This is a genomic window from Lacicoccus alkaliphilus DSM 16010, assembly GCF_900142805.1.
Classification (GTDB): domain Bacteria; phylum Bacillota; class Bacilli; order Staphylococcales; family Salinicoccaceae; genus Lacicoccus; species Lacicoccus alkaliphilus.
In genome coordinates this window covers 21,242-46,646 of the sequence record NZ_FRCF01000008.1, presented here as the reverse complement: position 1 = coordinate 46,646, position 25,405 = coordinate 21,242, and the positions used below count along the sequence as shown (strand labels likewise).

Genomic DNA, 25,405 nt, shown 5'->3' with positions numbered 1-25,405 from the left:
CATTAGAAGAGATCATGATCTCCTTTTTCCAATTCCTCCAGGGAAGTGTCGAAATCCATCTGCAGGTGAGGGTAGTCGACGAAATCGTCCCAGTCTCCGCCCCATTCGAAACCGAGGTCTTTGGCGATCTCCCCGACTTCCTCCCAGTCGGAGGTGCCGCTGTCATTGCCGTCATGCTCCACATCCCAGACCAGGTCGTCCCCGTCTTCGATCGCAAAGTCCACCGCAAGGCCGTAATTATGATAGGATTCCCCGCCTCGTGCGTTCGTAACGATCTGACCGGGCGCCGTCCTGCCCTGTGCAAAGAGTGCATCCTGTTCTTCGTGGCTCCTGAAGCCGTCTGTGATGCGGATTGAAATATCTTCCTCTTCCGCCTTTTCCACGAGCGACTCCGTTTTGTCCTTTACTTCAGGGTGGAGATTTTCAGGCTCGCCTGTGCTCTTTTCGTCTTCATCCTGCTCTTTTTCTTCAGTTTCTTCAGGGACCGGGGGCTCAGGCACTTTCAAGCTGCCAGTGGCCAACCCTGAAACTGATTTCAACGCTGTGCTGTGTGTCTTATGTTCATCAATTTCGATTGAAGCGGTTGATTGTATGTTTGCTGCCACCATCGCGCCGCCGCTGAGCGTCAATAGGGACATCAATAATATATTTAATAGAATCTTCATCAAGATATATTTCCACCTTTAAATTTTTTCCACGACAGAGTATACATCAGTCACTTGTAAAAAAACACCCTTATGCTCCTGTTGTCAGAATGCTGTCACATTCCTTAAGGTTGTTCCCGGTGTGGGGTATAATGGTATGTAATACACAGGCAGGAGGATGAAGATGAATTCCTACAGACATGGACATGAGAAGATCGGGACCATAGAAAACATCTATAACGGGGATATGTTCCCCGAATTGGCCATCAGTACATTCCGCAATATAGAAAGACTATTTCCGACGCGTGCAATTCCCGCTTCCACGACCCCCGAGCCTTTCGAGCAGTCACGGCAGTCTCTGCAGCCGTTCAAATCACGCATCAAAGATACAACGACAGATAAGACGGCGCAGTATTACGATTTATACGATTACATTGCCTTGAACTCCGTGACCGGGATGGTGGTGCTGAAAGAGGGCAGGCTGGTCTATGAAAATTACTTTCACGGCAACGGTCCCGACACGCGGTGGATGTCGATGTCGGTCGCAAAGGCGGTCACTTCGACGCTGGTGGGGGCCGCCATCAAAGATGGTCATATTAAGAGCATCGATGATCCGACGGTCAAATACGTACCTGAACTGAAAGGGAGCGCTTATGAAGGGACGACCGTCCGTCACATTTTGGGGATGAACTCGGGCGTGAAGTGGGACGAGACATACACCAACTCCGATTCCGACCGCCGGGCTTTCTTAAAAGCACAACTCGCACAAAGACCGGGGGCACTGCTTGAAGTGATGAAGGATCTGCCCGCCGCAGGGAAGCCCGGCCATATCCATAATTATTCCACGGGTGAGACCACAGTGGCGGGAGAGATCGTCATCGGCGCGACGGGTAAGCGCTTATCCGACTACTTGCATGAAAAGATTTGGGAACCGTACGGCATGGAAGGTGAAGCTTCGTGGTGGCTCGATTCCCCGGACGGCAATGAAATCGGCGGCAGCGGGATTTCCGCCGTACTGAGGGACTACGCACGATTCGGACAGTTTTTCATGGATGGTGGTGAAGCGGGCGGCCAGCAGGTCCTGCCGGAAGGCTGGACAGAAACGGCCGGGCAGCCGGTGACGCTTGAGAACGGTGAAATGGTCGACTATGGCCTGATGTGGTGGCCGGCATGGACGGAGAAGTCCAAAAAGAACAAAGCCTTCCAGGCAATCGGAATCCACGGTCAGGTCATCCATATCGATCCGGCGGAAAAAGTGGTCATCGCGATCTCATCCGCCCGTCCGAAGCCAATGGGCACGCAGCCGATAGATGATATGCTTTTCCTTGAGGATTTGATGGAAAGTATCAGATGATTGAGTTGTTGATATAAATTTTATATTGAAGGAGTGATCATATGCTTCACACTGAACTTGGAGACATCACAAAAGTCGGGGATGTGGACGCAATCGTGAATGCTGCCAATAAAAGCCTGATGGGCGGCGGCGGTGTGGATGGTGCAATCCACAGGGCGGCCGGTCCTGAATTGCTTGAAGAGACCGAAAAACTTGGCGGCTGCGAGACGGGGGATGCCAAAATATCCAGCGGTTACAACCTGCCGGTGGCCCATGTCATCCATACAGTCGGTCCGATATGGCACGGGGGAGATGAAAGTGAGGAAGCGCTGCTTGCGAATTGTTACAGAAGGTCCCTTGAAGTGGCTGTGGAGCATGGATTCCGGACCATCGCCTTCCCGTCCATTTCCACAGGTGTCTATGCTTTCCCTGTAGATCAGGCGGCCACGATTGCAGTCGACACTGTGCGGGCAGTGACTGCAGAAGACCCGGATGCTTTTGAGATGATCAAGTGGGTGTTGTTTGATGAGGAGACCAAAGCCGCATATGACAAAGCTTTAAGATCCGGCACAGAATGATGAGTGGATGATAAAAGCCCTCCATATGGAGGGCTTTTATAATGATTTCGTCAATTTGATATCTTCACACCGCCGTCATGCCGCCTGCTTGACGCTGAGCACTGTAATCGTGATCAGTATCAGCGCCATTCCGCCGATCTGGATGATGGCAAGCTGATCCCCGAGGAGGAGGACGCCGAATAAAGAAGCGGTGACGGGCTCGACCATGGCCACCATCGAAGCGGTCGTCGGGGTTGTACGCCGGACACCGATCACATAGATGATGAAAGATACGCCGGCACCCACGATGCCGAGCAGGATGAACAGCCACACATCATCCGAAGTCAGGACGCTTATCGCCTCTCCGATGTCCATGAGTGCTGCAAGTATGAGGCAGAAAGAAAAGAATGCGACGGTGAGCACTGTCTGCGGTTTTCCCATGGCAGAAGCATTCTTGAAACTGAAGATGAACAAAGCATAGGACATTCCTGCGGCAAGCCCGCTCACCACTCCGGCAATGCCTGTGGATACGGAATCCGGATCATAGGCTCCTGTAAGCAGGATGATGCCGATGATGACCGACAGGACGCAGCCCCATTTGAACCATGTCGAGTATTCTATCCTCAATATGAAAGAAGCCAGCAAAACGAATATGGGTGCTGTATACATCAGAGTCGCGGCTACAGCCACGCTCGATTCCTGTATGCTGAGGAAATAGAAAGTGAAATTGCCGGCGACGCCGATGCCCCCGAGCACAGCCCATAAATGGAAGCGGGGGGATTTGACCCAGTTTTCCCTGAAGTTGATCAGGAACCAGAGGAAGACGAATATGAAACCGGCTGCGCCCCTGTAGAAAGAAATCACAAGGGGATCCCAGCCTCTTTCCATCAATATATCAGCAATGCCTCCGCTGAGGCCCCAGAACATTGCAGCCAGCATGACCAATGCGATACCTGTATATTTCATCTTACGTCCTCCCGGAATGGATTACATCAACTGCCGTCCAATGTATAATATGGTACTTCTTTACCCCGCACTGAAACAATCAACCATTTCTTTTTAAAAGAAATCGAGTAGTGAAGTTGCGATGGAGAAATATATGAGGAGACCGAGTATATCATTGATCGTTGTGATGAAAGGACCGGAAGCGATGGCCGGATCGAGTTTGATCTTGTTGATGATCAGCGGTACGGTCGCCCCGATGACGGTGGCTATACTGAGTGTGCAGAAAATCGAGAAGCCGACCACCAGGGCAAGCAGCCACTGGTCATACAGTAAAGTGATGGTGATGCCGAGTACAGCCATACAAATCATCCCAAGTATGACCCCCGTACCAAGTTCACGCCGCAGCATCTTTCCGATGGTCTTCTTTTGGATGGTGCCGAGCGCGAGGCCGCGGACTGCCACCCCGAGTGACTGGGTGCCTGTATTGCCCGCAGAATCCATGATTAAAGGTATGAATATGGCAAGAAGCACGATTTCTTCCAAAGTTTCTTCAAACTGGCCAATCACTCCAGCGGTGATCAAACCGAAAAACATGAGCAGGACGATCCACGGGGCACGCTTACCTGCGGCTCTGAAGGGGCTGATGTTGATATCGGTGGCCCCTTTCACGGCCGAAAGCTCACCAAGGTCCTCAGTTGCTTCTTCCTCGAGTATGTCGATGACATCATCCACTGTGACGATGCCGAGAAGCTGTCCATCTTTGGAGACGACGGGTACAGCGAGGAAGTCATAGTCACCAATCATTCTCGCCACATCCTCCTGGTCGACATCCTCTCTCACGGACACAGGCCGTGTGCTCATAATCTCCTTTATCAATTCTTCAGGTTGTGCAGTGATCAGGTCCCTCAGGGAGATGACACCGGCCAACCTTTTTTCGGCATCGATCACGTAAAGGTAGTAGACGGTTTCGGCGTCTGGTGCGGCCCTGCGCAGCTGCTCCAGAACTTCGGCCACGGAATCGTCCGCGGCAATGCTCACGACTTCTTTTGTCATCACCGCACCGGCGGTTTCAGGGGTATAACCCATGACTTCCCTTGCTGCTGCGGCTTCTCCCGGATCCATTTCCAGAAGTACCTTTTCAGCACCCTCATCATCCATCTCATTGAGGAAGGTGGCCACGTCATCTGTGAACATCTCGTTCAGCATCAGTGTCCCGTAGTCACCGGGCAATTCTTCGAATATTTCGCTCTGCTGGTATTCATCAAGTGCTTCGAAAATATATGAGAACTCTTCCGGGGTCAAGATGTCATAGACTGACTGTCTTTCCCCAGTTTCAAAGCTGATGAAGACGGCAGCCTGATCGGTGGGGTGGAGGGCGAGGAAGGCCGCCCTGAATTCGGTGTGATCACCATTCCCCGGACGCTCTGCCAAAAGGCTTTTTAAGTGTTCAGTATTGCTTGTTTTTGTATTGGTCATATATCCTCCCGGTTTTTTCAGCCTGCCCCTATCAAGTCACAAGGAAGTGAGATGGAGGAAGGCCGTCATATTTTTCATCGGTCGTCTTTTCCGTCGTTATGGGTCGGGGGTCCGGGTCTGCAGCGCTTTTCTTCATTCATCTCACCTCCATAATAAAAAACTAATAAAAAACACACCTCTCCTGAAAGGAAGGTGCGCCAGACTTAATACGGCCGTCGGAAAGACGGCATCCCCTCCATTCGTAGAGCTTTAGCACTGTGCGGCATAGGATATATACCAGCTGCATTAAAAACCACCTTATATCGATGGTTCCTGTTGACCCATTGGCGTCTTTGGACATTTTTGGGCAGCAGCATATCTCCGGCACAGGAGCCTCACCTAACGAGGATGTATGCATTTGGTTGAAGCAATGATTTTGCGATTATGCATGCAGGAAGCCTGAATCAAAGTCATCGCTTTTGCGGCATGAGTCTTTCGGTCAGTCCCAGACAGGCAAAGAACCAGAAGATGGAAATGCTCACAGCAGCCAGGATGTCAGTCGGGAAATGCATATCCACAAGAATTCTGCTGATTGCGATGAGCGACATCAAGCAGAGCAGCATTAATGTGAGCACGACTTTCATGACCTTGGCTCCTGCATGGCGCAGGGTTAAAAGGATCAAAAATGAGAAGAGCAGTACGCTCCGCATCGTATGCCCGCTTGGAAAGCTGAAGGATGCCACTTCAAGTGAGAAGCCGAACATTTCGATCACGGTCATATCCCCGGGCCGTTCACGCTGAAAGAGGATTTTCAGCAGAAAGTTGAGCGCGATGCCTCCAATGCTGACCATCAGGAGCATCAGTGCATACTCGAACCTCCTATACAGCATCAATGCTGAAAAGATGATGAAAGTCAATATGACAATGACTTCACCGGATCCGAGAATCGTCACGGCGGACATCAACTGTGATGCATAGCCGGGCGTGGTTTCGGTGATCCAGGAGATTAATCTGCGGTCGAATGTCACCGTATGATGCTGTAATGAAAGAAAGGTGACTATGATGAATATACCGAGTGAAACCATCATTATGCCGTTTCTGTAACGATTTGAAATCATAAAGCGTCCAATCCATGCAATGGGTCATCCGGTTCAACAAACGTTTGATGATGACAACCCGCATTAATCGTAATTACTACGTTTTATATTCTACAATATCACGAGACGCTTTCATAGTAATATTTTTCATTTTTGTGTCCGTCCGGTGACACGGCCCGAGCGTGACTGAAAAATAAAAATCACCGGCCCATCAGCAGAAGAGACCCTTTAAATGTTAAAATGATATGGAAACGCGTATGGGACGATGGTGCATGAATGAGTCCTGGAAAGCACGGTGGAAGGGGTGAGGTATTGATTTATGTATTGGTGGGCATCGCGGGGGCTTTCGGTGCCGCACTCAGGTATTCGGCCGGAGTGCTGTTATACACGGAAGGGGCTTTTTTTCCGGCCGCAACCTTGAGTGTGAATTTCCTGGGAAGTTTTTTGATGGCCTGGCTCGCTGCCGGGATTTTTAAGAAGATTTCAGTTCCCGATAATATAAAAACTGCAGTCACCTCAGGTTTCATCGGGTCGTTCACGACATTTTCGGCATTCAGCATTGAAACGCTGGGGATGTTCCAGGAGGAGAGGATGCTGGCAGGCGGGCTGTATATATCCGCGAGCTTCTTCGGCGGGATTTTATCGGGTTATGCAGGTTTATACCTCGGGGCGGGGAGGCGGTCGTCCAAATGATGATAGCCATGATGCTGGTCGGGGCCGGCGGTTTTTTCGGGGCCATGGCCCGCTATGCCATCAGCCTCAGGTGGAACAGTGACGGTTCGTCAAAAATACCTGCAGGTACGCTTTTCGTAAATTTATCCGGTTCATTTTTGATCGGTCTCCTGACAGGTGCAGGGGTCGGCGGAATGGTGATGCTGTTGTTCGGGGTCGGATTTTTAGGGGCATTCACGACATTTTCCACCTTGAATTATGAGGTACTTCAGTTGCATTTAAAAAAGCATAAAAAGGCACTGCTGATATATATGTTCCTCACCTATGGCGGAGGGTTGTTGCTTGTTTGCCTGGGCTTCCTTACAGGCGGAATTTTACCGCTTTGAACATTCCATCCGCAGGGGTCGCGGGGATCACGGGCGCCCCTCTTCTTGAGAACGGCCTGAATGTATTATATAGTGGAAAAATGTAAATCACTTCACACGAATTTGTCATGTAACATAATAATGAACAGAGGGGCATTTTTATGAATTTAAAATCGGTTTCTTCGGTCTTCTGGGTGGCGCTTGCAATTTGTGTAATCTTTGTCGGGTTTGGTGCATTCATGCCGGAACAGACCGAACAGGTCACGGGGGAGATTACAGCATTCATTTCAACGTATTTCAGCTGGTATTATTTACTGTTGATCATGGTCATCCTGGTCATCAGTGTATACCTGCTGTTCTCCCGCTACAGCAGCATCAAGCTCGGCAGGGCGGATGAAGACCCGGAGTTCTCACTGCCTTCCTGGTTCGCGATGTTGTTCAGTGCGGGGATGGGCATCGGCCTTGTATTCTGGACGACGGCAGAGCCGGTCAGCCATGCTTTCATATCCTCTCCGGTTTCTGAGCCGGGCTCGGATCAGGCAGTCGAAGAAGCCCTTCAATATTCTTTTTTCCACTGGGGCATCCACGCCTGGGCCGTCTATGCAATCGTCGCTTTGACTTTTGCCTACTTCAATTTCCATAAAGGGTACCCGGGGCTTGTGAGTGCAACATTGACGCCGCTCATCGGTGAGAAAAGGGCGCGGGGCGTCTTCGGGAAAATGATCGACATCCTCGCTGTCATTGCAACGGTGACAGGTGTGGCGGCGACGCTCGGATTCGGTGCCATGCAGATCAACGAAGGTCTCGGCTACCTGTTTGATATTCCGTCGAATTTCCCGATCCAGTTTGCGATCATTGCGGCCTCGACCGTCCTGTTCACATGGTCGGCATGGGCAGGCATCAACAAGGGCATCAAACGGCTCAGCAATTTCAACATGTCGGTGGCCTTCCTCATTCTGCTGGCTGTGTTCCTTGTCGGACCGACGCTGTATATCCTGAACATGTTCACGCATTCGATCGGCAATTATATTACAGGCTTCTTTGAGATGGGTCTGCGCATACCGATGAATGATGCAGATCAGATGGCCTGGCTGAGCGACTGGACGATATTCTACTGGGCATGGTGGGTGTCATGGGCGCCATTCGTGGGCATCTTCATCGCACGCGTCTCGAGAGGCCGGACGATCAAGGAGTTCATCATCGGTGTGCTCGCGGTGCCTTCGCTTGTGATGTTCATATTCTTCACGGTGTTCGGCGCTTCGGCGATCAACCTTGAAGTGAACGGCGTTGCGCAGATTTCGGATTATGCCACTGAAACGGCGACTTTCGCCATGCTGGAACAATATCCGCTGGGCTACCTGCTCAGCATGTTCACAGTTGTGGTCATCGTCATTTTCTTTGTGACGTCCGCGGATTCGGCAACATTCGTCCTCGGTATGTTATCGACGAACGGGGACATTCATCCGTCCGGCATCGTGAAGATCAGCTGGGGTGTCATATTATCCGCCTTTGCAATCATCATGATCTACACCGGCGGTGTACAGTCCATCCAAAATATGCTCATTGTCGCAGCCCTGCCTTTCTCACTCGTCATCATACTGATGACCTGGTCGCTGTTCATCTCGTTGAGCGAGGAGCGGCCGAGGTATAAAAACCGCGGCAATAGAAGAGTATTCATGAAGAATAAGGATCAGTGAACCCGATGATAAAGCCCTCCCCGGAGGGCTTTTATCATTGAGTATTCACGTATAGTATACAGAATGAGTTAAAATCTGAATCTGGGAGGAACTGCCATGGTCATTACAGAAACACTCATTTCAGTTGCGATCCTCGCAATCAGCGCGTTGTCCGGCGGAATTATCTACACTCTGATGGACACCCATGGAGATAAGAAGCCCCTGCTGGAAGATCTTTTCTCGCAATTCGTCAATCTGCTCATTTTCATCTTCATGATAAAAATCATCATGAATCTGGACATCTTTTTAAATGACCCCTTGGCCGTGCTCGCCTACCCAAGCGGTTCGGGCATATTTTACACAGCGCTTGCCTTGACGGCCCTGATGATCATTTATAAACATGTCAAAGGTGAAATGAACCTGAAATTTTTTTTGGAAGTTCTGACGATTGTATCTTTAACATCTTCCATGATGTATGAATTCATATACTTCATCATTTACGGCGATGCCTATGCGTTTGGTTATTTTATCGTACTGGCAATCATATTCACGGGATTCCTTCTGCTATACGGCCGGTTGGGAAATGGAAAGTTGATGATCCTCACCGTGCTGGCATGGTCGGCCGGGCTGTTCATACTGTCTGCAATCTACAATGCAGCGACTGTTTTTGATTATACGATGCACCCCTGGTTCATCGCGGTGCTCGGTGTCGGCGGAGTGCTTTTAATTTTATTTGCCGGTAGGCAAAATGAAGAAAAGGAAGTTTGATGATGGAGAAGAATATCATTGTGCTGCCGGATGAGGACGGGTGCTTTCGATTCGGTGATTACATTACTGCACACGCCCCCTGCAAACATAAGACTACTTTTTCCGGCTGAATCATTGTAAGATAAGCAATGCATTTAATGATAGGAGTGTTACGATGGGGAATGAATTTGAACTTGAAAGGCACCACCTGAACTTCACGGTGAATTTCCTTAAAGCATATAATGCCAGTCTGATGCACCAGCTGGACCGGACATCCGGTGATATTCTCGAAACCCGGAAGTCATTGAACGACGACGTTTCCAACACATTCGATTTTGAAGACGGCAACGTCATGGATTTCATTTCCATGGTCCCGGAGATGCGCCTGACGGAAACGAAATTCAACTATATAGAGAATATGCGTGAGACGACGGAGCGGCTGATGAAGAAGCCGTATTTCGGCAGGTTGACTGCGGACGGGGAGCCGGTGTATATCGGCGGGGCCACGATACAGGATAACGAACAGAACATTTTGATTTATGACTGGCGCTCACCCATCGCGAGTTTGTTCTACGAGAACCGTGTGGGCGAACTGACTTATAGGATCCCCGACGGTTCAAAGATAAAAACCGATGTCTCTTTGCGGCGCCAGTTCCAGATCGAGGACGGGACGCTTTTGAACATGTTCGACAGTGATCTGTACATCGGCGATGAAATGCTCCAGCAGCTGATCACCGATTCCTCCAGATCGAAGCTTAAGAACATCGTTGCGACCATCCAGAGCGAGCAGAACATCATCATCCGCCAGCCGCTGAACCAGAATACACTTGTATACGGACCGCCGGGAAGCGGCAAGACCTCCCTCGCGATGCAGCGCATCGCATATTTGATGTTCACATACAGGAGCCGCCTGAAGGCGGACAATATCATGCTGATGTCACCGAACGAAGTGTTCAACGACTATGTCTCCGATGTGCTGCCGGAACTGGGCGAGGACAATGTTAAAAACATGACGTTCTACCGCATGCTGAAAGCCCTCATTTATTTCAACGGACGCAGGTTCGAATCGCTGGCCGATAATATCCAGAGGCTGGGTCATGGGGACAGTACGGCCTATGAATACAAAACCTCCCTCGAATATTTTAATCACCTGAAGCGGTATATGGAAGGGCTTGGTGAATACGGTATGCATTTCCGGGATCTGAAGTACGGCGGGAAAGTGCTTGTTCCAAAAGAGCTGATTGAAAGGGTGTTCTACGAGGATCTGGGCGTCCATCCCGTCTCACGCCGCCTTCATAAGATTTACGAAGACCTGATGGATATATACCGGAGGGAGCTGAAGCAGCTGACGAAGGAGAAGTTCAAGGCACTGGACGGGGCCCCTGAGTATATCGGTGAGAAAGAAGAATTGAAAGAGATGGCGAATGACCAGGCCACTAAAGAGCTGGCGGGGCTTCATGCGCAGATAAGACGTTTCAGGTTCGTCCAGCTCGAGAAAGTGTATGTCAGGTCGATTGCTGATCGGGCGGTGAGGAAAAAGACGATAGAGGACATCAGGCAGAATGACTTCAAGTATGAAGATATTGCGCCGATGATGTATTTATATATCCACATTTTCGGAGCAGGAGATAAAAAGATACGCCATGTCATCATCGATGAAGTGCAGGATTATTCCAATATCCAGTATGCGGTGATGAAAGATTATTATCAGCGTGCAACTTTCACGAGTCTCGGGGATAAAAACCAGCAGATCCACCCGGTCGGCAGTCCGGAGCTGAAAGTTGAGGACCATCATATGATGCATCTGCAAAAATCATACCGTTCGACAAACCAGATCAATGATTACCTGAACACCATCGTGCCCGGCGGCATCGATTCGGTGTCCGTCGACGGACAGGACGTGCAGTTTATCGACGTCGAAGATGAAGCGGCGCACATCCGGTCAATGGTGAGTCAGGATATGCCCGGGCAGATGGCGGTCATCACACCGTCGAGGGAGGCGGCCGACCGGCTGTTTGAACAGCTGAAAGGTGATATTCCGGGGCTGAAGAACTTACAGGAAGTCGACACCATCTACAATCAGGATTATCTCGTCCTGCCATATTATTTATCGAAAGGCTTCGAGTATAATACCGTCATCGTCACCGGCGCTTCATTTTATGACGACCTGCCGCTGGTGAAATACGTTCTGGCATCGCGGGCGACGAGGAACCTGTATCTTCTTGACGGACCGGCGCGGTGAAGTGTGTAAACATCCGAAACCTCACGGGGTGACGGATGTTTTCTGGTCGTAGTCTGAATTTTCAATTGCCTGTGGCACCGATTACTGATACAATGATTTTTGTTGCACATAATGACCCGGTGCCAGTCACTATGCATCAATAAGATGTAAACGTTTTATTTTCACCGGGCATGCGGTACTCACACAATTTAAGGACCAATGGGGGTTATACATATGACAGGAATGGAATTGGCAAATCATCCGGTGATCTGGATATTTGCTTCAGCAATTATAGTTATAGTTGTTTTTCAGGCTTTCAAATTTTTATCGATGTCGAAGAAAAGAGCAAAAGAAATAGGATTGACGGACGAAGACATCAAACGATCCATAAAGACGGGGGCCATCACCGCAATCGGACCTTCGGTGGGCATCATCATCGTGGCAGTCTCACTCATCTCACTGATTGGAAATCCGCTGACCCTGATGCGTATCGGGGTGATCGGTTCTGCACCTATTGAAAGCATGGGCGCCCAGCTCTCTGCTGAAGCAGCGGGGGCACAGCTTGGCAGTGCCAGCTTCACTCCCGAAGTCTTCAGCCTCATTGTATGGGTACTTTGTATCGGCGGTGCGGGATGGATGATCTTCACTGTCTTTGCGACACCATCGTTGGATAAGATCCAGGATAAGCTGAGTGCCAAACCAAATGGCAAGCACATACTGGGTCTGGTGGCAAGCGGGGCCATGATCGCCATATTCGGATCACTTTTGAGCAATGAATTTCTGAATGGCTTCCCGTATATTTTCACAGGCTTGGTTGCAATGATCGTTTCATTCACCATCAATTATATTTCCAATAAGAAGGGGATCGCCTGGCTCAAGGAATGGTCCCTCGGGTTTTCGATCTTAATCAGTCTAATAGCAGTTTATTTCGTGGTATAGGGGGAGGAAAAAATGGAGAATTACGCAAAAGCAACACATTTCTGGGGACGCCTGACATTGAGTCTCGGTATATTGCTCTCATTCGCACTGCCCATCTACCTGTCATTCGTCATGGGCTACCATCCCGGCTTTGCTCTCATATTCAATGCTTTTCTGGCCTATGCGGCTGTCATAGCAGTTGTTTGGTTTGTGGAGCCGATCATGTATTACCCGGTTCTGGGCTCGGCGGGGACGTATATCGCCTTCTTCACAGGTAACATTTCAAATATGTGCCTTCCGGCGGTGGCTGCCTGCCAGGAGGCAGTGGGCGTGGAACCAAGCTCGCAGAAAGGGGAGGTCGTGGCGACACTCGGCATCAGTGCAGCCTCGCTGGTGAACAAGCTGATACTGGTTCCCGTGATCCTCGCCGGACTCTGGCTTCTGACCGTGATACCGGAAGGCATCCAGGAGATTTTCCCGTATGTGCTCCCTGCCATCTTTGGTGCGGTATTTGTACAGTTTGCCGGTAAATTACCATGGTACGGGGTACTCGCGCTGGCAGTCGGTTTCATGGTCAATATTTCCCCGGTGCCGTTATTCGCAAAAAATCTGATCTGTATTTTACTGGTCGTTTCAGTCATGATTTATATCGACAAACGCAAGAGGCCCGCTGTGTAAATATCATATGGACGGGCCCAATCATAAAAAAGAAGAAATCCAATCCGGATTTCTTCTTTTTTTGGTTAATTCCCATATCTGATATTTCCCGGGACACGCTCAAGCGTTCCAAGGATGCTGAGTGCAGCGAGTGCGCTTGTCTTTGGATTTTCAGGCAGCGGGTTGTTTTTGATTGTGAGTACCGCTTCGCCGAAATCACCGGCAAGACGGATCTCATGAATATTTTTTTCTATTGCGGGGTCGGCGATCAACCGGACATCCGTCTCATTGATCCCGAGACCTGCGAGGGACAGGATGATTGAGACATTCATGTTCTTCGGGAACTTTTCAATGGCCTCAAACGCTTTCCCATGGAATACGGTTTTTTCTTCGGTGATTGACTCCCCGGTCAGTGAAGATGCGGGTTTTCTCGTGGTCAGTTCCACTCGTTCCAGATTGCCGAAGGTTTTTGCATTCTGAATCAGATCCAGACCGCCGACAGCCCCCGAAGGCAGGTGCAGACGTGTGGCGTGCGCCTCCGCAAGACGTGCGGTTTCCACAAGCAGCTGCTCATCGGCCAAAGCACCGACACTGATCAGCATCGTATCCTTTTTCCGGATCACATGTGGAAGCAGGGCCTGGACCGTTGCAACATTTGCTGCTTCGACCACCATATCGATGTCCGATGCGAGGAATGCTTCAACATCTGTATGGAGCACCACGCCATAGTCACCTTCCAGATGACGGTATTTTGCCGTGTTTCTGACCAATATATGTCCAATATGCAGTTCCGGGTGGCTGTCTTCATTTATTTTCTTAAGCAGATACTGACCGATGGCGCCGGATCCGATCAATCCTATATCCATGTCATCCCTCCGTATGTTTTGTTAATATAAGTGTAAGTGTAAAGTCGGCCGGTGACAATGAAATCAACCGGATGGCCGGTTATTCTGAATTTTTATTTTGAAGCGCATTCATCCGGAGATGGTGTTTTCTTTAGTTGATATACATGTTACCCTGATTAAGTTCGATGACTCGGGGATTGGAGGCTCCCTTTTAGGGTATCTTCCTATCTGAAAGTCTTTTTATATGTATTTTGGATCCGGCATAAAACCTATCATCATAGGTAGAAGAATCCGGCATAAAATTTTAGGAGGTTTATGGATGAAAAACAAGACAAAAGTCACTTCGGTCTTTTATATCTCTCTTGCGGTGGCATTCGTGTTCATCTTGTGGGGGGTCTTTTTTCCAGAAAATGTGGAAAGGATACTGGGGAATGTGAATGACTTCATCTCCAATACCTTCGGATGGGTCTATATGCTTGCGATGACGGGCTTTGTGCTGTTCGCACTGTTCCTCGTCGTCAGTCCGTACGGCAAGATCAGACTGGGCAGACAGGATGAAGAGCCGCAATATAAATATTTCACGTGGTTTTCATTCCTGTTTACGGCAGGTATGGGTGTCGGTCTTGTGTTCTTCGGTGTGACCGAACCACTGACCCATTACTATACTCCGCCGACGGTCGAAGGTGAATTGATGGCGGCCCAGCAGGAAGCGCTGCAGTATACATTATTCCACTGGGGTCTGCATCCCTGGGCTGTGTATGCCATCGTCGGGCTTGCCCTCGCATACTTCAATTTCAGGCATCATGCGCCGCTGCTCATGAGTTCCTCACTCGTCCCGCTGATCGGTGATCGGAGGGCGAATGGCTGGATGGGCAAGAGCGTGGATGTCCTGGCGGTCTTCGGCACCATCTTTGGTATTGCGACGTCCCTCGGCCTCGGTGCGACACAGGTTTCCGCAGGGCTCAGCTACAGTTTCGATTTTATTGAAAACACCATCATGACACAGATGATCGTCATCGTCCTGATCACCCTCGGCTTCGTGGCATCCGCGATAACGGGTCTGAATAAAGGGATTCGTTACTTGAGCATCGGTAACGTCGTCACTGCGATCACGCTCATGATTTTCGTCTTCATCTTCGGATCGACCGTTCAGATGATCGAATCGTTCCTGACGAATACGGGGAACTATATACAGAACCTGCCAAGTATGACGCTCGGCATGAATGCATTTGAAGGGGACAGATTATTCCTGGATGACTGGACGCTGTTCTACTGGGCATGGTGGATCGGCTGGGCGGCCTTCGTCGGCAGCTTCATCGCCCGTGTCTCCCGCGGACGTACGATACGTGAATTCATACTCGGTGTCATCGGCGTGCCGGTGGTGTTCAGTGCACTCTGGTTTGCGGTCTTCGGTGTCGCAGGCATTGAAACCGACACGCTTCTGGATGGCGGTCTTTACAGCCTGATGGTGGATGGCGGGAACGAAGTCGCATTATTCGCTTTCCTTGAAAACTATCCTGCAGCACCAGTGGTCATGGGAATCGCGATCCTGCTGATAGCATCATTCTTCATCACCTCTGCTGACAGCGGTACCTTCGTGCTCGGCATGCTGACCACCGGCGGTTCATTGAACCCGCCGCTCAGGGTCAAATTGACATGGGGTGCGATCCTGGCCGGAACAGCAATGGTGTTATTGTTCTCGGGCGGTCTGGACGCACTCGAGATGGCGATGCTCATTGCAGCATTCCCGTTCACTTTTGTCGTCATGCTTCTGGCGATCTCACTGTTCAAAGCGTTACGGGATGAATACCACATCATCCAGCTTGAAAGAAGGAAGTTGTTATACGAACCTGGTTACGAAGAAGAGACAGTCAAAGAACTTGAAGAGAGAATAGAAGAATTCGAGAAAACCCTACCTGAGGAATATCCTGAGGAAGAGGAAGAAGCAGAAGATACCGAACCAAAAAAAGGTGAATGATCATAATATGAACGGCGGCTGTCTCCCATGACAGCCGCCGCTTTTTATAATGCGTCGAATTCTTGTTCGGATATGACTCTGATGCCGTTCTGCTCCAAAAGTGCAGTCGTCACCCCGGCGCCGGGGACTTTCCTGCCGCTGAAGGTACCGTCGTAAATGTTCGAGCTCCCGCATGAAGGGCTGTTCTCTTTCAGCACGACCATCGTGGGGGCGTATTGTTTGATGATTGCGAGTGTATCATATGCACCTTTCAAGAATTGTTCTGTCACATCAGCACCGGAAGTATCAATGACTCCGGCGTTGCCGGCGAGGACGTCATGGCCGTCGCCGCCACGGATTTCGGCAGGTTTTCTCGGTGTGGCGAGGCCGCCGGCCACCTCGGGGCAGACAGGCAGGGTGCTACCCTCATCCATCAGCCGCCTGATTTTTTCATTTAAGCTGTTGTCTCCGTCATAGCGCACATTCTCGCCGATGAGACAGGCGCTGACCAATATCATCAGCTCACCTCCCGGTTATAAAAGTGATTGCAGATATAGTAACATTAACCATGAACGAAATACATGCAGACAGGTGATTGTTATGACTGATAAAGAAGTGATGCTGAAGTTTTACGATCCATCATACCTTGATGATCTAAAGGGGTACGTCCTGACGGAAGCACACGCCCATTTCTCTGCCCATCCGCTTGATGTCCTGGACAGCTGTCTGCACGGCCCCAGCCGGCGGATGGTGCTGATCATACAGGAAGGGGTTGCCGGGGTGTTCATCCTGCAGAGCGGCGATGTCGTGCGGAACTACAGTGACAACACGGATGCACTTGTGATGTTCAGCTATTCGATCGATTCCAGGAAACAGGGCCGCGGCATCGCCGGTGCATCATTCCGTAAACTCGATGCTTTCGTGAAGGCGCATTATGAAAGGGTGGATGAGGTGGTGCTGGGCGTCAATGTCAGGAATGAAGCCGCAAAGCATGTTTATAAAAAAGCCGGCTTCAAAGATACCGGCCGAAGCTTCATCGGGCCGGTCGGCCGGCAGATCATCATGAGCAGATGCATTGGATCGTGAGCGGGCCGGGTCACTCCGATCTGTAAGGCGGCCAGAATATCACATCCAGCATCGGGCAGTAGTGGGCGATGACGGGTTCTCCGGTCATATCGCCCGGCAGCAGTGAGTTGACGGAATCGGGATCATAATCGACGGAGACGTCGGCAAGCTTCCACTTCAGATGGTGGATGCCGATATGGATCACGGCCCCTCCGACGGTCTTATACAGCCTGTATCGCTCGAACAGCCAGTGATCCAGCGTGCCTTCTTTTGAAGGTGCAGCACTGGAGAGGACTTTATACCTGCCGTCGAACCAGGCTGTCGTGTCGTGCTGGCGTCTGCTGCAGAAGTATTTCCATCCGCCTTCTTCCTTCCTCTTCATCTTCGCTTTATAGTATGGGAGTGTCGCGCTCCTCGCACCGAGCACAGGAATGATCTTCCCGGCATCCAGGCTGAAGAAGTAAACGCCGGGTATGCCTTTATGTTTCACATAAGTCCTCGTGTTCAGCTCCAGGAATTCATGGAAATATGGGAATCGGGGGACTTTCCTCATCCTCAAGTTCTTTACATTGAAAGGGAATATCGAGATCCATGCTTTACCATCGTATACATCAAGATCGAGCTCATCCGGTACATGATGTGCCAATTCGTCCGGGTCTACGGGGATGTGCATCGCCACCAGGTCTTCCCATTTCTGGTACATCATCCACGGACCGGCCGGCAGGGGTGCGGTTCTGTGATCCGTATAATTCAACAGTTCATTCATTGTCACCCAGCCTCCATCCTTTACTGCCCTTTAGCCTCCACTGGAGAATATTAAACTTATAGGGCATTCCCTTTTAATCCAGTTTTTTCAAAAAAATCAGAATGATACATTCCTTTTTCATATATAGTTGTTATAATGACTCTAAACCAAATATAAGGAGATATTTATGAGAATAAGCTTGCAGAAAATGTTTTTAGTATCGGGTGTGACATTAGTGATGGGCGGATGCGGCAACGGATCGGCCCAGGTGGAGGATCAGATGGAGGCACTTGAAGAAGCACCATTACAACATGAATTGCAAACACTCATCGATTATGAAAATCGACTCCAGGACGACTTTGAAAGCGCATTGGAAGAAGATGATACATCGGTCTTCGCTGAATCAACGGCAGCGGTATTTGCCAACGTGGACTCAAGGCGGGGCACCCTTGAAGATTTGAATGAAAGCACTTCAACTTATGAATCGGTTCAGCAGGAGCTGCAGGAGGTCTCCTTTTCGGAAGATGAGGCGGAAATCGAGGGCACCGTGTCGGCCATGATTGAAAACCTCCAGACGATCACAGGGACGATGGAGTCATTCCTTCCTCAATATGAAGAGACGCTGAGCGGGGAACTGGATTATTTCAATTCACTCGGGGAAGAATCCGCTGACTATGAGCATTTCACCGACGGGGTCGGCACAGTGAATGAGCATCATGAGGACCTCAATGATCACTATCGGTCTTTAAACGCGTCCCTTACTGAATTGAATGAAAATAAAGCACAGGCGCTCGAAATCATCAACGGGGAAGGTGAATGATGATGAGATATATCACTTTGATCATCTTGACCCTTTTACTTATGGGCTGTGGGAACGATGACGGTCAGGAAGAAGCGGAGAGCGGAGCTGAGCGCACGCCTGAAGATGAAGCGGTGGAAGAGGAAGCCGAAGTGCCGGCGGAAGAAGATGCTGAAGAAACGGAAACATCAGGAGAGGCTGAAGAATCCGAAGCGGCCGAGGAGGCAGAAGAGACCGGGGGAGACTTCTCATATGAAGTGCATCCGGAAACGTTCCAGATCGTCCCGCTCGACGAAGCAAACCCGGAAGTCGCGCTGCTCACCATTGATGATGCACCGGACGGTCACGCGGTGGAAATGGCGGAAACTTTGAAGGCACTGGATGCCGGAGCGATTTTTTTCGTGAACGGAATGTTCATCCAGGACGAAGCCGGACAGGAAGCGCTTGAAGAAATCCATGGGATGGGCTTTGAGATAGGCAACCATACGACGACACATCCTTATCTCGATCAAATCGGTCCGGAAGAGACGAAGGAGGAGATCGTCGGCACCAGTGACCTGGTCGAGGAGATCACCGGTGAGAGACCCAGATTTTTCAGGGCGCCTTTCGGAATCAATACGGAAGAATCCATCCGGATTGCCGGGGAAGAGGGCATGACCCTGATGAACTGGACCTACGGTTATGACTGGGAAGCCGATTATCAGGAACCCCAGGCATTGGCGGACATCATGGTGAATACGGAATTTCTGACGCCTGGTGCGAACCTGCTCATGCATGACAGGGAATGGACTGCAGAGGCACTTCCGGACATCGTGAACGGTCTTGAGGCGCAGGGGTATGAAATAGTGGATCCGGAAGATATCGAGAGCAAAGAAGCGGAGGGGTCGGAATGAGGATGAAATCTTTACTGGCGTTTATCATACTGTTTGCGGTTTCAGCAGCATCTGCCGGAAAAGCGGGTGCGGACGTTTTGGATATCAATGAAGCACCGGTATTAAGCGTGCCCGAGGAGATGCCGGGTGCGTTCGTCTATGACAGCGGTGTGGAAATACCTTACCCGGACGATGGCGTGAAAGGGATATACGTATCGGGTTACATCGCAGGCAGTCAGCGCATGGATGAGTTGATACACTATGTGAATGATTCAGGATTGAATTCAATGGTCATCGACGTGAAAGAGGATATGGGCGATATCATGATGGATCTGCCGCTCGAACATGAGGTTGCAGTGGAGAACACCCATGCATTCGTGGACCCGGAGACAGTGATGGCGCAGATGGAAGAGAATGAAATTTATCCGATTGCGCGCATCGTCGTGTTCAAAGACTCGAGGCTTGCCGGGGCGGCACCGGAACTCTCCTTCCAGAACCCTGACGGGACGACGTGGCAGAACGGACGCGGTGAAAACTTCGTAAACCCGTTCCTTGAGGAAGTATGGGAGTATAATATGGAAATTGCAGTGGAAGCGGCGAAACTCGGATTTAAGGAAATCCAGTTCGATTATGTCAGGTTCCCGGAAGGTTTTGAATTTTACGGGGAATCACTCGACTATGACCTCGGACAGTATGACGGCGAAGGGGACGCCGGAGAACAGAGGGTGGATGCAGTGACCGACTTTGTTGAATATGCATACGATGAACTGGAGCCATACGGCGTGGATGTTTCCGTGGACATATTCGGATATGCGGCGACACATGGTCCCGCTGAAGGCATAGGCCAGGACTTCAGCCGAATTTCTGAAGAAGTGGATGTCATATCTTCAATGATCTACCCGAGCCACTGGGGGCCGGGCTCGTTTGGTATCGATGCACCGGATACGGAGCCGTATGAGGTGATCGACCAGTATATCCAGGCTGAAAATGAAGTGCTTGATGCACTCGAAGATCCACCGATCAGCCGCCCGTGGCTCCAGGATTTCACCGCTTCATATCTTGGTGCGGGAAATTACGTGGATTATGGCATTGAACAAATTGAAGCGCAAATCCAGGCTTTGAAAGATAACGGTGTAGATGAATTCCTGCTTTGGGATGCTTCCAATCAATACACAAGAGGTGTGAATTATCATGGGGAATGATATTTCTGATATATGGGCGTTTACACCAACTTAAACGGGGAAGAGTTCCAGTAAAGAGTGGAGGGATGTCAATGAAGCGATGGGCTTTTATTCCATTATTCCTGATGGTTTTCATAGTGGCTGCCTGCGGTGCAGGCGAAGAAGCCGGAGAGGGTGCCGATGAAGGCGGCGATGAAGAAGGCGCAACACAGGAGCCGTCTGAAGAGATCGAAGTGACGATGTATGACACCGATGAAGAGCCGATCGGTACAGCGGTCCTGTCGGAAGCGGATGACGGTGTGACGATTGCGCTCGAGGCTGAAGGGCTGGAGCCGGGCGAACACGGCATGCATATACATGATGCGGGCCTGTGCCAGGGTCCGAACTTTGAGACGGCAGGAGATCATTTCAATCCGACGGATGCCTCCCATGGATTCGACCATGAAGATGGGCCGCATGCGGGGGACCTTGAAAATATAGAAGTGGCGGAAGACGGCACGGTATCGACTGAAGTGCCGGCTGACAATGTGACGATTCTCGATGAAGAAGTGGAAACGTCTCTAATGACCGACAGCGGCACATCGCTGATCATCCATTCCGACGCTGATGACTATGTTTCACAGCCGTCAGGCGATGCAGGTGATCCAATCGCATGCGGCGTCATTACAGAACCGCAAGGGTAATATTTTTAGAGTGGGCAGAATCCCGTAATGGGGTTCTGCTTTTTTGATGAAGGAAGCCCCATCGGCCAAGTGGTGTCTCGTTTGGCCGATGAATCACATCTCAATTGCAGAGACAAATGACGGCAATAAAAAGAGCCCGCGAGGGGCTCTTTAAGTTGTGGTTCATCTGTCCCACACTCTGTGTCCTTTGACGTCTTCAAGGAAGCCGTCGAGGTTTTTCTCTATATCGTTGACACCTTTGTCATCCTGGGAGAATGAAAGCATATCAAAAATGTTCTCTCCGCCGAAGCCGATGGCTTTTTTGTGCTTAAATGCGATCTCAAGATTTTCGGCCGCTTCTGCAGGAAGTGGTTCTTCCCCTTTCAGGGCGATGACTGCATCAAAAAGCACACAGTGTACAGTGTCGAAAGTTTCATCGAGCTGCGTTTCACCGATTTTATGAATTTTGTCGGAAACGAAACTGACTTGGAGTCCTTTTTCCTCAAGTTTGTCTTTTGTCTCTTTGAGTGTTTCTTCTGCGATGTCCGGCATTGTGATGACCATGACGGTCCTTGTCTCCAGTGACGAGGTCGTGTGGTCGATGCCGAGTGCCGGCGATTTTTTGTCGTATGTGGACGCTTCCACCTGTTCAGGCACCGTTGCACCGATTTTGCCTGCGACGTACTCAGCCAGTCCACGGTCTATTTTATTCAGGACGGCAACCGCATTATTTTTGACATCCATACTTTTGCACTTGCCGATTTCAAAGCTGTAGGCATCGAACAGGTGCTGCTTTTCGTGCTCTGATAAGGAGTTCAGGAACATCTTCGCCTGGCTGAAATGGTCATCGAAGCTTTGTGTCGGCCGTTTCTGGCCAATTTTACCTTCGACGGTTTCAGGGTAGTGTTCGTATCCGCCCTGTTCGGGAGGGAGTGGCGCCGGCTGATTGTTGTTCATCCGGTTTTTATGATGGGCAGTGGGCCCTTTATGGATATACATCTGATTGAAGCCGTCGCGCTGATTGTTCGAGAACGGGCACATCGGGCGGTTGATCGGGATCTGCTGGAAATTCGGCCCGTTGAAGCGGTTGAGCTGCGTGTCCGTATAGGAGAACAGCCTGCCCTGCAGCAGGGGATCATTTGTAAAGTCTATGCCCGGTACGATATGTCCCGGATGGAAGGCGACCTGTTCGGTTTCACCGAAGTAATAGTCGACATTCCGGTTGAATGTCATCTTCCCGACAAGCTGGACCGGTATATCTTCCTCCGGCCACAATTTGGTCGGATCCAGGACATCGAAGTCGAATTTGAATTCATCTTCTTCAGGAATGATCTGGAGTCCCAGTTCAAATTCAGGATAGTTGCCCATCTCGATATTTTCCCAAATATCCTTCCTGTGGAAATCCGGGTCCTTGCCCATGACCATCTGGGATTCATCCCAGATGAGCTGGTGGGTGCCGAGCTTCGGCTTCCAGTGGAACTTGATGAAATGTGCCTTGCCCTCTGCATTCACGAGGCGGAATGTATGGACCCCGAAGCCCTCCATCATACGGTAACTTCTCGGTATGGCCCGATCGCTCATCAGCCACATCACCATGTGTGCACTTTCCGTATTCTGTGAATACCAATCCCAGAATGTGTCATGAGCGGCAGTTGCCTGCGGAATTTCATTATGCTGCTCGGGTTTGACCGCATGTACGACATCCGGGAATTTGACCGCATCATGTATGAAGAACACCGGCATATTGTTCCCCACAAGGTCGAAGTTGCCTTCTTCAGTATAGAATTTCGTCGCAAAACCGCGGGTATCGCGTGCAGTGTCAGAGTGGCCGCGGTTGCCCGCTACGGTTGAGAACCTGGTGAAGGTCGGTGTCTTTTTGCCGGGCTCCGTCAGAAATTTCGCTTTCGTATACTTTTCAAGTGATTCATAAAGTTCGAATTCACCATGGACACCGAAACCTCTGGCATGGACCACCCGTTCAGGGATCCTTTCATGGTCGAAGTGGGTCATCTTCTCACGGAAATGAAAGTCCTGCATCAGTGTGGGGCCTCTTTCACCGGCTGTCAAATCGTGTTCATCATCACTGATCGGGAGACCATGATTCGTTCTGAGTGGCGCATCCTGTGTATGGTCGATCGTATCGCGCTGATTCAGTTCATCCTTCTTTTTTGACATTAAAAATCCCTCCTGAAATTAAACTACATGTACAATACCCTGAATTTTCAGTAATTACTCACCGGAATCTGAGAAACAATAGAGTTTTTATAAGGATATTGCGGTATAAATCAGAGTAAATACACTTTGAATGTGCCCGCTCTCATGTATACTTGAAATGAGAATAACTATTAAGCGGGTGAGGAAATGACTAATTTATATGAATTGAAGGCTCTGGTGGAGAACACGGATCATGAGACGCTTCAGAACTTTGTGGTGGACCTGCTCAGTGAAGATGAAAATCTGGTGATGCGTCTCAGACTCCTCAGCAATAACGAATTGACGGCAGAAGATTTTGACCAGTATAAAAGGAAATATCAGGCCATCGTCAACCCGAATGTCGAAAAAGGGAGTTTTGTGCCCTACTCGAAAGCGAGGCGGATGGAGAGGGGACTGAATGATTTCCTGAATGACGAAGTCACGGGCCTCGTGCAAAACAAATATTACGAAGAAGCGTTTGATATCACAAAACTGATTTTTCTCCGGATCAATAAGCTCCGTATCGAGGATGCCGGCGGCGTGGTCTCGGACATCATGGATGAGATTTTCAGGGTATGGCAGGCAATTTTGAATAACGGCCCAAAATCGATGGCAGTGACGCTGTTCAGGTGGATCATTTCAAGGCACGCGAGTCTGGGTGATGCGACGGATACGGATGAGTACCTCGAGTTCCTGCTGGATAATTTCAGGGAGCCGAACCAGATGGAGAGGAAACTGCAGATTGCCGGTCAGCAGATCGAATTGCTCGAAAGCGGGGAAGCACACGCTGGCTCCGATCTTGAGAGATGGGCGGCGTTTTATCTGGAACTGGCGGAGCAGATGGATGATTCAGAGAGGATGGAACAGTTCATCAAGTCACACTTGAACTTGTTCGAAGTGAGGCGGTTTGCAGTAGATCGGCATATTTCAAACAGGGAATATGACGCAGCGATTGAATTGTTGAAAGCGGGCCGGGAAATCCCCCATAAGCCGCATGGATTGAATAAGCAGTATACGCTTCAGCTGAAAGAACTGTATAAAATGAAGAAAGACCGGGCGGCATATATTGAGGAACTTTGGCTTCTGATCACCGAGTATGATGTCAACAACCTCGAACCCTTCAATGAGTTGAAGGCTGAGTACAGTGAGGCCGAGTGGCTGGAAAAACGTGGTGAAATATTTAGGAACCTGCCTGAATATGCACTGCTTGGGGAGTATTTCAGAAATGAAGGCATGGAAGGTTGAAGTATGATTTTGAAAAGTCGGAGGAGGGCGGTCAATGCAGATATTCAGAGTGAGCCCGGATCATGAAGACAGTGCGAAATTCCTGGATAACAGGAGATTGTCGAAGCAGGTGCTGGAACTGTATCAAATCATCCGTGTCTGCCTCGGGGAAATGGGCCTCGTGGAAGTGAACACGCGGTACCTTCATCACCCTGTGGTCAAAGTGGTCTACAATGACGGCAGACCTTATTTACCCGATACGCTCGTAATGCTGGAAGCGATGGATGAGGAACATATGAGAAGAGGCGGGAAGCGCTCGCTTGAGTTCCGGGACAACCTGGATAAACTGGGCCGTATGATTAAAGCGAAGATGGATGAAGACATCTTCAGTGAAGAAAAACTTCCACCCTTTTATGTATACGGGGATGAACGCTGTTTTTCAGAAGCAGCTTATAGAAAATATGAGGAATTGTTATTCAGCAAATGGGCGGCAGACAAGATCCCGCCAAGATGCAACGTGAAATATTAGCATGAATGAGTGTCATCAGAAGTAATTGATTGAAGGTGTCTGTTGT

Annotated in this window: 25 protein-coding genes and 1 riboswitch; of the genes, 17 read left to right on the top strand and 8 right to left on the bottom strand. The window is 50.0% G+C overall.

The features are described from left to right. Positions 1-2 precede the first annotated feature (2 nt). The gene (locus BUA12_RS13310) at positions 3-383 is read right to left on the bottom strand and encodes a M15 family metallopeptidase (RefSeq protein ID WP_415735800.1); all 381 of its coding nucleotides are present in this window, start codon (positions 381-383) and stop codon (positions 3-5) included. Between the two features lie 445 nt (positions 384-828). Here BUA12_RS13310 and BUA12_RS09235 point away from each other — a divergent pair, with 445 nt between their 5' ends. After that, positions 829-1,998, top strand: a complete 1,170-nt coding sequence (locus BUA12_RS09235) for a serine hydrolase domain-containing protein (protein WP_072710323.1) — start codon at positions 829-831, stop codon at positions 1,996-1,998. Between the two features lie 41 nt (positions 1,999-2,039). Beyond that, a complete protein-coding gene (locus tag BUA12_RS09230; protein WP_072710322.1) occupies positions 2,040-2,555 on the top strand; it encodes an O-acetyl-ADP-ribose deacetylase in 516 nt (171 codons plus the stop codon). Between the two features lie 75 nt (positions 2,556-2,630). On the opposite strand, the gene BUA12_RS09225 is transcribed toward BUA12_RS09230, so the two are convergent. The 3 genes from BUA12_RS09225 to BUA12_RS09215 all read right to left on the bottom strand — a co-directional run bounded on the left by BUA12_RS09225 (position 2,631) and on the right by BUA12_RS09215 (position 6,052). Next, the gene (locus BUA12_RS09225; protein WP_072710321.1) at positions 2,631-3,500 is read right to left on the bottom strand and encodes a DMT family transporter; all 870 of its coding nucleotides are present in this window, start codon (positions 3,498-3,500) and stop codon (positions 2,631-2,633) included. Positions 3,501-3,593: 93 nt separating this feature from the next. Next, positions 3,594-4,955, bottom strand: coding sequence for a magnesium transporter (gene mgtE / locus BUA12_RS09220; RefSeq protein WP_072710320.1), 1,362 nt, complete (start codon positions 4,953-4,955; stop codon positions 3,594-3,596). A 226-nt stretch (positions 4,956-5,181) separates the two neighbouring features. Then, positions 5,182-5,348, bottom strand: a riboswitch (M-box (ykoK) riboswitch). 56 nt (positions 5,349-5,404) lie between these two features. Then, positions 5,405-6,052: a phosphatase PAP2 family protein gene (locus BUA12_RS09215; protein WP_072710319.1), complete on the bottom strand. Its 648-nt coding sequence runs from the start codon at positions 6,050-6,052 to the stop codon at positions 5,405-5,407. Between the two features lie 291 nt (positions 6,053-6,343). Here BUA12_RS09215 and BUA12_RS09210 point away from each other — a divergent pair, with 291 nt between their 5' ends. The 7 genes from BUA12_RS09210 to BUA12_RS09180 all read left to right on the top strand — a co-directional run bounded on the left by BUA12_RS09210 (position 6,344) and on the right by BUA12_RS09180 (position 13,308). After that, positions 6,344-6,724: a fluoride efflux transporter FluC gene (locus BUA12_RS09210; protein WP_245772794.1), complete on the top strand. Its 381-nt coding sequence runs from the start codon at positions 6,344-6,346 to the stop codon at positions 6,722-6,724. Further along, positions 6,721-7,089, top strand: coding sequence for a fluoride efflux transporter FluC (locus tag BUA12_RS09205; protein WP_072710317.1), 369 nt, complete (start codon positions 6,721-6,723; stop codon positions 7,087-7,089). Before BUA12_RS09210 ends, BUA12_RS09205 begins: the two co-directional genes overlap by 4 nt. Positions 7,090-7,229: 140 nt before the next feature. After that, positions 7,230-8,765, top strand: a complete 1,536-nt coding sequence (locus tag BUA12_RS09200; protein WP_072710316.1) for a BCCT family transporter — start codon at positions 7,230-7,232, stop codon at positions 8,763-8,765. A 96-nt stretch (positions 8,766-8,861) separates the two neighbouring features. Next, positions 8,862-9,512 (top strand): hypothetical protein, encoded by a 651-nt coding sequence (locus tag BUA12_RS09195; protein WP_072710315.1) that lies wholly within the window; start codon positions 8,862-8,864, stop codon positions 9,510-9,512. A gap of 154 nt (positions 9,513-9,666) precedes the next feature. Beyond that, complete coding sequence (locus tag BUA12_RS09190) at positions 9,667-11,733, top strand: HelD family protein (RefSeq protein ID WP_072710314.1); 2,067 nt, start codon at positions 9,667-9,669, stop codon at positions 11,731-11,733. Between the two features lie 213 nt (positions 11,734-11,946). Then, positions 11,947-12,651: a DUF5058 family protein gene (locus BUA12_RS09185; protein ID WP_072710313.1), complete on the top strand. Its 705-nt coding sequence runs from the start codon at positions 11,947-11,949 to the stop codon at positions 12,649-12,651. Between the two features lie 12 nt (positions 12,652-12,663). Then, a complete protein-coding gene (locus BUA12_RS09180; protein ID WP_072710312.1) occupies positions 12,664-13,308 on the top strand; it encodes a small-conductance mechanosensitive channel in 645 nt (214 codons plus the stop codon). A 65-nt stretch (positions 13,309-13,373) separates the two neighbouring features. On the opposite strand, the gene BUA12_RS09175 is transcribed toward BUA12_RS09180, so the two are convergent. After that, positions 13,374-14,153: an aspartate dehydrogenase gene (locus BUA12_RS09175; RefSeq protein WP_072710311.1), complete on the bottom strand. Its 780-nt coding sequence runs from the start codon at positions 14,151-14,153 to the stop codon at positions 13,374-13,376. 298 nt (positions 14,154-14,451) lie between these two features. Here BUA12_RS09175 and BUA12_RS09170 point away from each other — a divergent pair, with 298 nt between their 5' ends. Continuing rightward, complete coding sequence (locus BUA12_RS09170) at positions 14,452-16,110, top strand: BCCT family transporter (protein WP_072710310.1); 1,659 nt, start codon at positions 14,452-14,454, stop codon at positions 16,108-16,110. A gap of 44 nt (positions 16,111-16,154) precedes the next feature. On the opposite strand, the gene BUA12_RS09165 is transcribed toward BUA12_RS09170, so the two are convergent. Beyond that, positions 16,155-16,607 (bottom strand): 2-thiouracil desulfurase family protein, encoded by a 453-nt coding sequence (locus tag BUA12_RS09165; protein ID WP_072710309.1) that lies wholly within the window; start codon positions 16,605-16,607, stop codon positions 16,155-16,157. Positions 16,608-16,689: 82 nt separating this feature from the next. Between BUA12_RS09165 and BUA12_RS09160 the strand changes: the two genes are divergently transcribed. Further along, positions 16,690-17,175 (top strand): GNAT family N-acetyltransferase, encoded by a 486-nt coding sequence (locus BUA12_RS09160; RefSeq protein WP_072710308.1) that lies wholly within the window; start codon positions 16,690-16,692, stop codon positions 17,173-17,175. A gap of 10 nt (positions 17,176-17,185) precedes the next feature. Here BUA12_RS09160 and BUA12_RS09155 read toward each other — a convergent pair whose 3' ends face one another. After that, positions 17,186-17,920 (bottom strand): YqjF family protein, encoded by a 735-nt coding sequence (locus tag BUA12_RS09155; protein WP_072710307.1) that lies wholly within the window; start codon positions 17,918-17,920, stop codon positions 17,186-17,188. Between the two features lie 166 nt (positions 17,921-18,086). On the opposite strand from BUA12_RS09155, the gene BUA12_RS09150 reads away from it, so the two are divergent. From BUA12_RS09150 to BUA12_RS09135, 4 genes are all read left to right on the top strand, one after another. Further along, positions 18,087-18,719 (top strand): YkyA family protein, encoded by a 633-nt coding sequence (locus BUA12_RS09150; protein ID WP_072710306.1) that lies wholly within the window; start codon positions 18,087-18,089, stop codon positions 18,717-18,719. After that, entirely contained in the window at positions 18,716-19,591 is an 876-nt protein-coding gene (locus BUA12_RS09145; protein WP_331463075.1) for a polysaccharide deacetylase family protein, read from the top strand. The genes BUA12_RS09150 and BUA12_RS09145 overlap by 4 nt, the downstream gene beginning before the upstream one ends. A gap of 2 nt (positions 19,592-19,593) precedes the next feature. Beyond that, on the top strand, positions 19,594-20,772 hold the full coding sequence (locus tag BUA12_RS09140) for a putative glycoside hydrolase (protein WP_084670112.1): 1,179 nt from the start codon (positions 19,594-19,596) through the stop codon (positions 20,770-20,772). Positions 20,773-20,843: 71 nt separating this feature from the next. Then, positions 20,844-21,434, top strand: a complete 591-nt coding sequence (locus tag BUA12_RS09135) for a superoxide dismutase family protein (RefSeq protein WP_072710304.1) — start codon at positions 20,844-20,846, stop codon at positions 21,432-21,434. A gap of 162 nt (positions 21,435-21,596) precedes the next feature. Here BUA12_RS09135 and BUA12_RS09130 read toward each other — a convergent pair whose 3' ends face one another. Then, positions 21,597-23,588 carry a catalase gene (locus BUA12_RS09130; protein ID WP_072710303.1) on the bottom strand — a complete coding sequence of 664 codons (1,992 nt, stop codon included), beginning with the start codon at positions 23,586-23,588 and terminating at the stop codon, positions 21,597-21,599. A 186-nt stretch (positions 23,589-23,774) separates the two neighbouring features. Here BUA12_RS09130 and BUA12_RS09125 point away from each other — a divergent pair, with 186 nt between their 5' ends. Next, a complete protein-coding gene (locus BUA12_RS09125; RefSeq protein WP_072710302.1) occupies positions 23,775-24,851 on the top strand; it encodes a hypothetical protein in 1,077 nt (358 codons plus the stop codon). Between the two features lie 34 nt (positions 24,852-24,885). Then, positions 24,886-25,359 carry a pyrimidine dimer DNA glycosylase/endonuclease V gene (locus BUA12_RS09120; RefSeq protein WP_072710301.1) on the top strand — a complete coding sequence of 158 codons (474 nt, stop codon included), beginning with the start codon at positions 24,886-24,888 and terminating at the stop codon, positions 25,357-25,359. Positions 25,360-25,405 lie beyond the last annotated feature (46 nt).

Excerpts from the sequence above, each read along its gene's own strand:
- BUA12_RS09235 (WP_072710323.1), top strand. The coding sequence starts at position 829 with ATGAATTCCTACAGACATGGACATGAGAAGATCGGGACCATAGAAAAC.
- BUA12_RS09230 (WP_072710322.1), top strand. The coding sequence starts at position 2,040 with ATGCTTCACACTGAACTTGGAGACATCACAAAAGTCGGGGATGTGGAC.
- BUA12_RS09225 (WP_072710321.1), bottom strand. The coding sequence starts at position 3,500 with ATGAAATATACAGGTATCGCATTGGTCATGCTGGCTGCAATGTTCTGG.
- mgtE (WP_072710320.1), bottom strand. The coding sequence starts at position 4,955 with ATGACCAATACAAAAACAAGCAATACTGAACACTTAAAAAGCCTTTTG.
- BUA12_RS09215 (WP_072710319.1), bottom strand. The coding sequence starts at position 6,052 with ATGATTTCAAATCGTTACAGAAACGGCATAATGATGGTTTCACTCGGT.
- BUA12_RS09205 (WP_072710317.1), top strand. The coding sequence starts at position 6,721 with ATGATGATAGCCATGATGCTGGTCGGGGCCGGCGGTTTTTTCGGGGCC.
- BUA12_RS09200 (WP_072710316.1), top strand. The coding sequence starts at position 7,230 with ATGAATTTAAAATCGGTTTCTTCGGTCTTCTGGGTGGCGCTTGCAATT.
- BUA12_RS09195 (WP_072710315.1), top strand. The coding sequence starts at position 8,862 with ATGGTCATTACAGAAACACTCATTTCAGTTGCGATCCTCGCAATCAGC.
- BUA12_RS09190 (WP_072710314.1), top strand. The coding sequence starts at position 9,667 with ATGGGGAATGAATTTGAACTTGAAAGGCACCACCTGAACTTCACGGTG.
- BUA12_RS09185 (WP_072710313.1), top strand. The coding sequence starts at position 11,947 with ATGACAGGAATGGAATTGGCAAATCATCCGGTGATCTGGATATTTGCT.
- BUA12_RS09180 (WP_072710312.1), top strand. The coding sequence starts at position 12,664 with ATGGAGAATTACGCAAAAGCAACACATTTCTGGGGACGCCTGACATTG.
- BUA12_RS09175 (WP_072710311.1), bottom strand. The coding sequence starts at position 14,153 with ATGGATATAGGATTGATCGGATCCGGCGCCATCGGTCAGTATCTGCTT.
- BUA12_RS09170 (WP_072710310.1), top strand. The coding sequence starts at position 14,452 with ATGAAAAACAAGACAAAAGTCACTTCGGTCTTTTATATCTCTCTTGCG.
- BUA12_RS09165 (WP_072710309.1), bottom strand. The coding sequence starts at position 16,607 with ATGATATTGGTCAGCGCCTGTCTCATCGGCGAGAATGTGCGCTATGAC.
- BUA12_RS09160 (WP_072710308.1), top strand. The coding sequence starts at position 16,690 with ATGACTGATAAAGAAGTGATGCTGAAGTTTTACGATCCATCATACCTT.
- BUA12_RS09155 (WP_072710307.1), bottom strand. The coding sequence starts at position 17,920 with ATGAATGAACTGTTGAATTATACGGATCACAGAACCGCACCCCTGCCG.
- BUA12_RS09150 (WP_072710306.1), top strand. The coding sequence starts at position 18,087 with ATGAGAATAAGCTTGCAGAAAATGTTTTTAGTATCGGGTGTGACATTA.
- BUA12_RS09145 (WP_331463075.1), top strand. The coding sequence starts at position 18,716 with ATGATGATGAGATATATCACTTTGATCATCTTGACCCTTTTACTTATG.
- BUA12_RS09140 (WP_084670112.1), top strand. The coding sequence starts at position 19,594 with ATGAAATCTTTACTGGCGTTTATCATACTGTTTGCGGTTTCAGCAGCA.
- BUA12_RS09135 (WP_072710304.1), top strand. The coding sequence starts at position 20,844 with ATGAAGCGATGGGCTTTTATTCCATTATTCCTGATGGTTTTCATAGTG.
- BUA12_RS09130 (WP_072710303.1), bottom strand. The coding sequence starts at position 23,588 with ATGTCAAAAAAGAAGGATGAACTGAATCAGCGCGATACGATCGACCAT.
- BUA12_RS09125 (WP_072710302.1), top strand. The coding sequence starts at position 23,775 with ATGACTAATTTATATGAATTGAAGGCTCTGGTGGAGAACACGGATCAT.
- BUA12_RS09120 (WP_072710301.1), top strand. The coding sequence starts at position 24,886 with ATGCAGATATTCAGAGTGAGCCCGGATCATGAAGACAGTGCGAAATTC.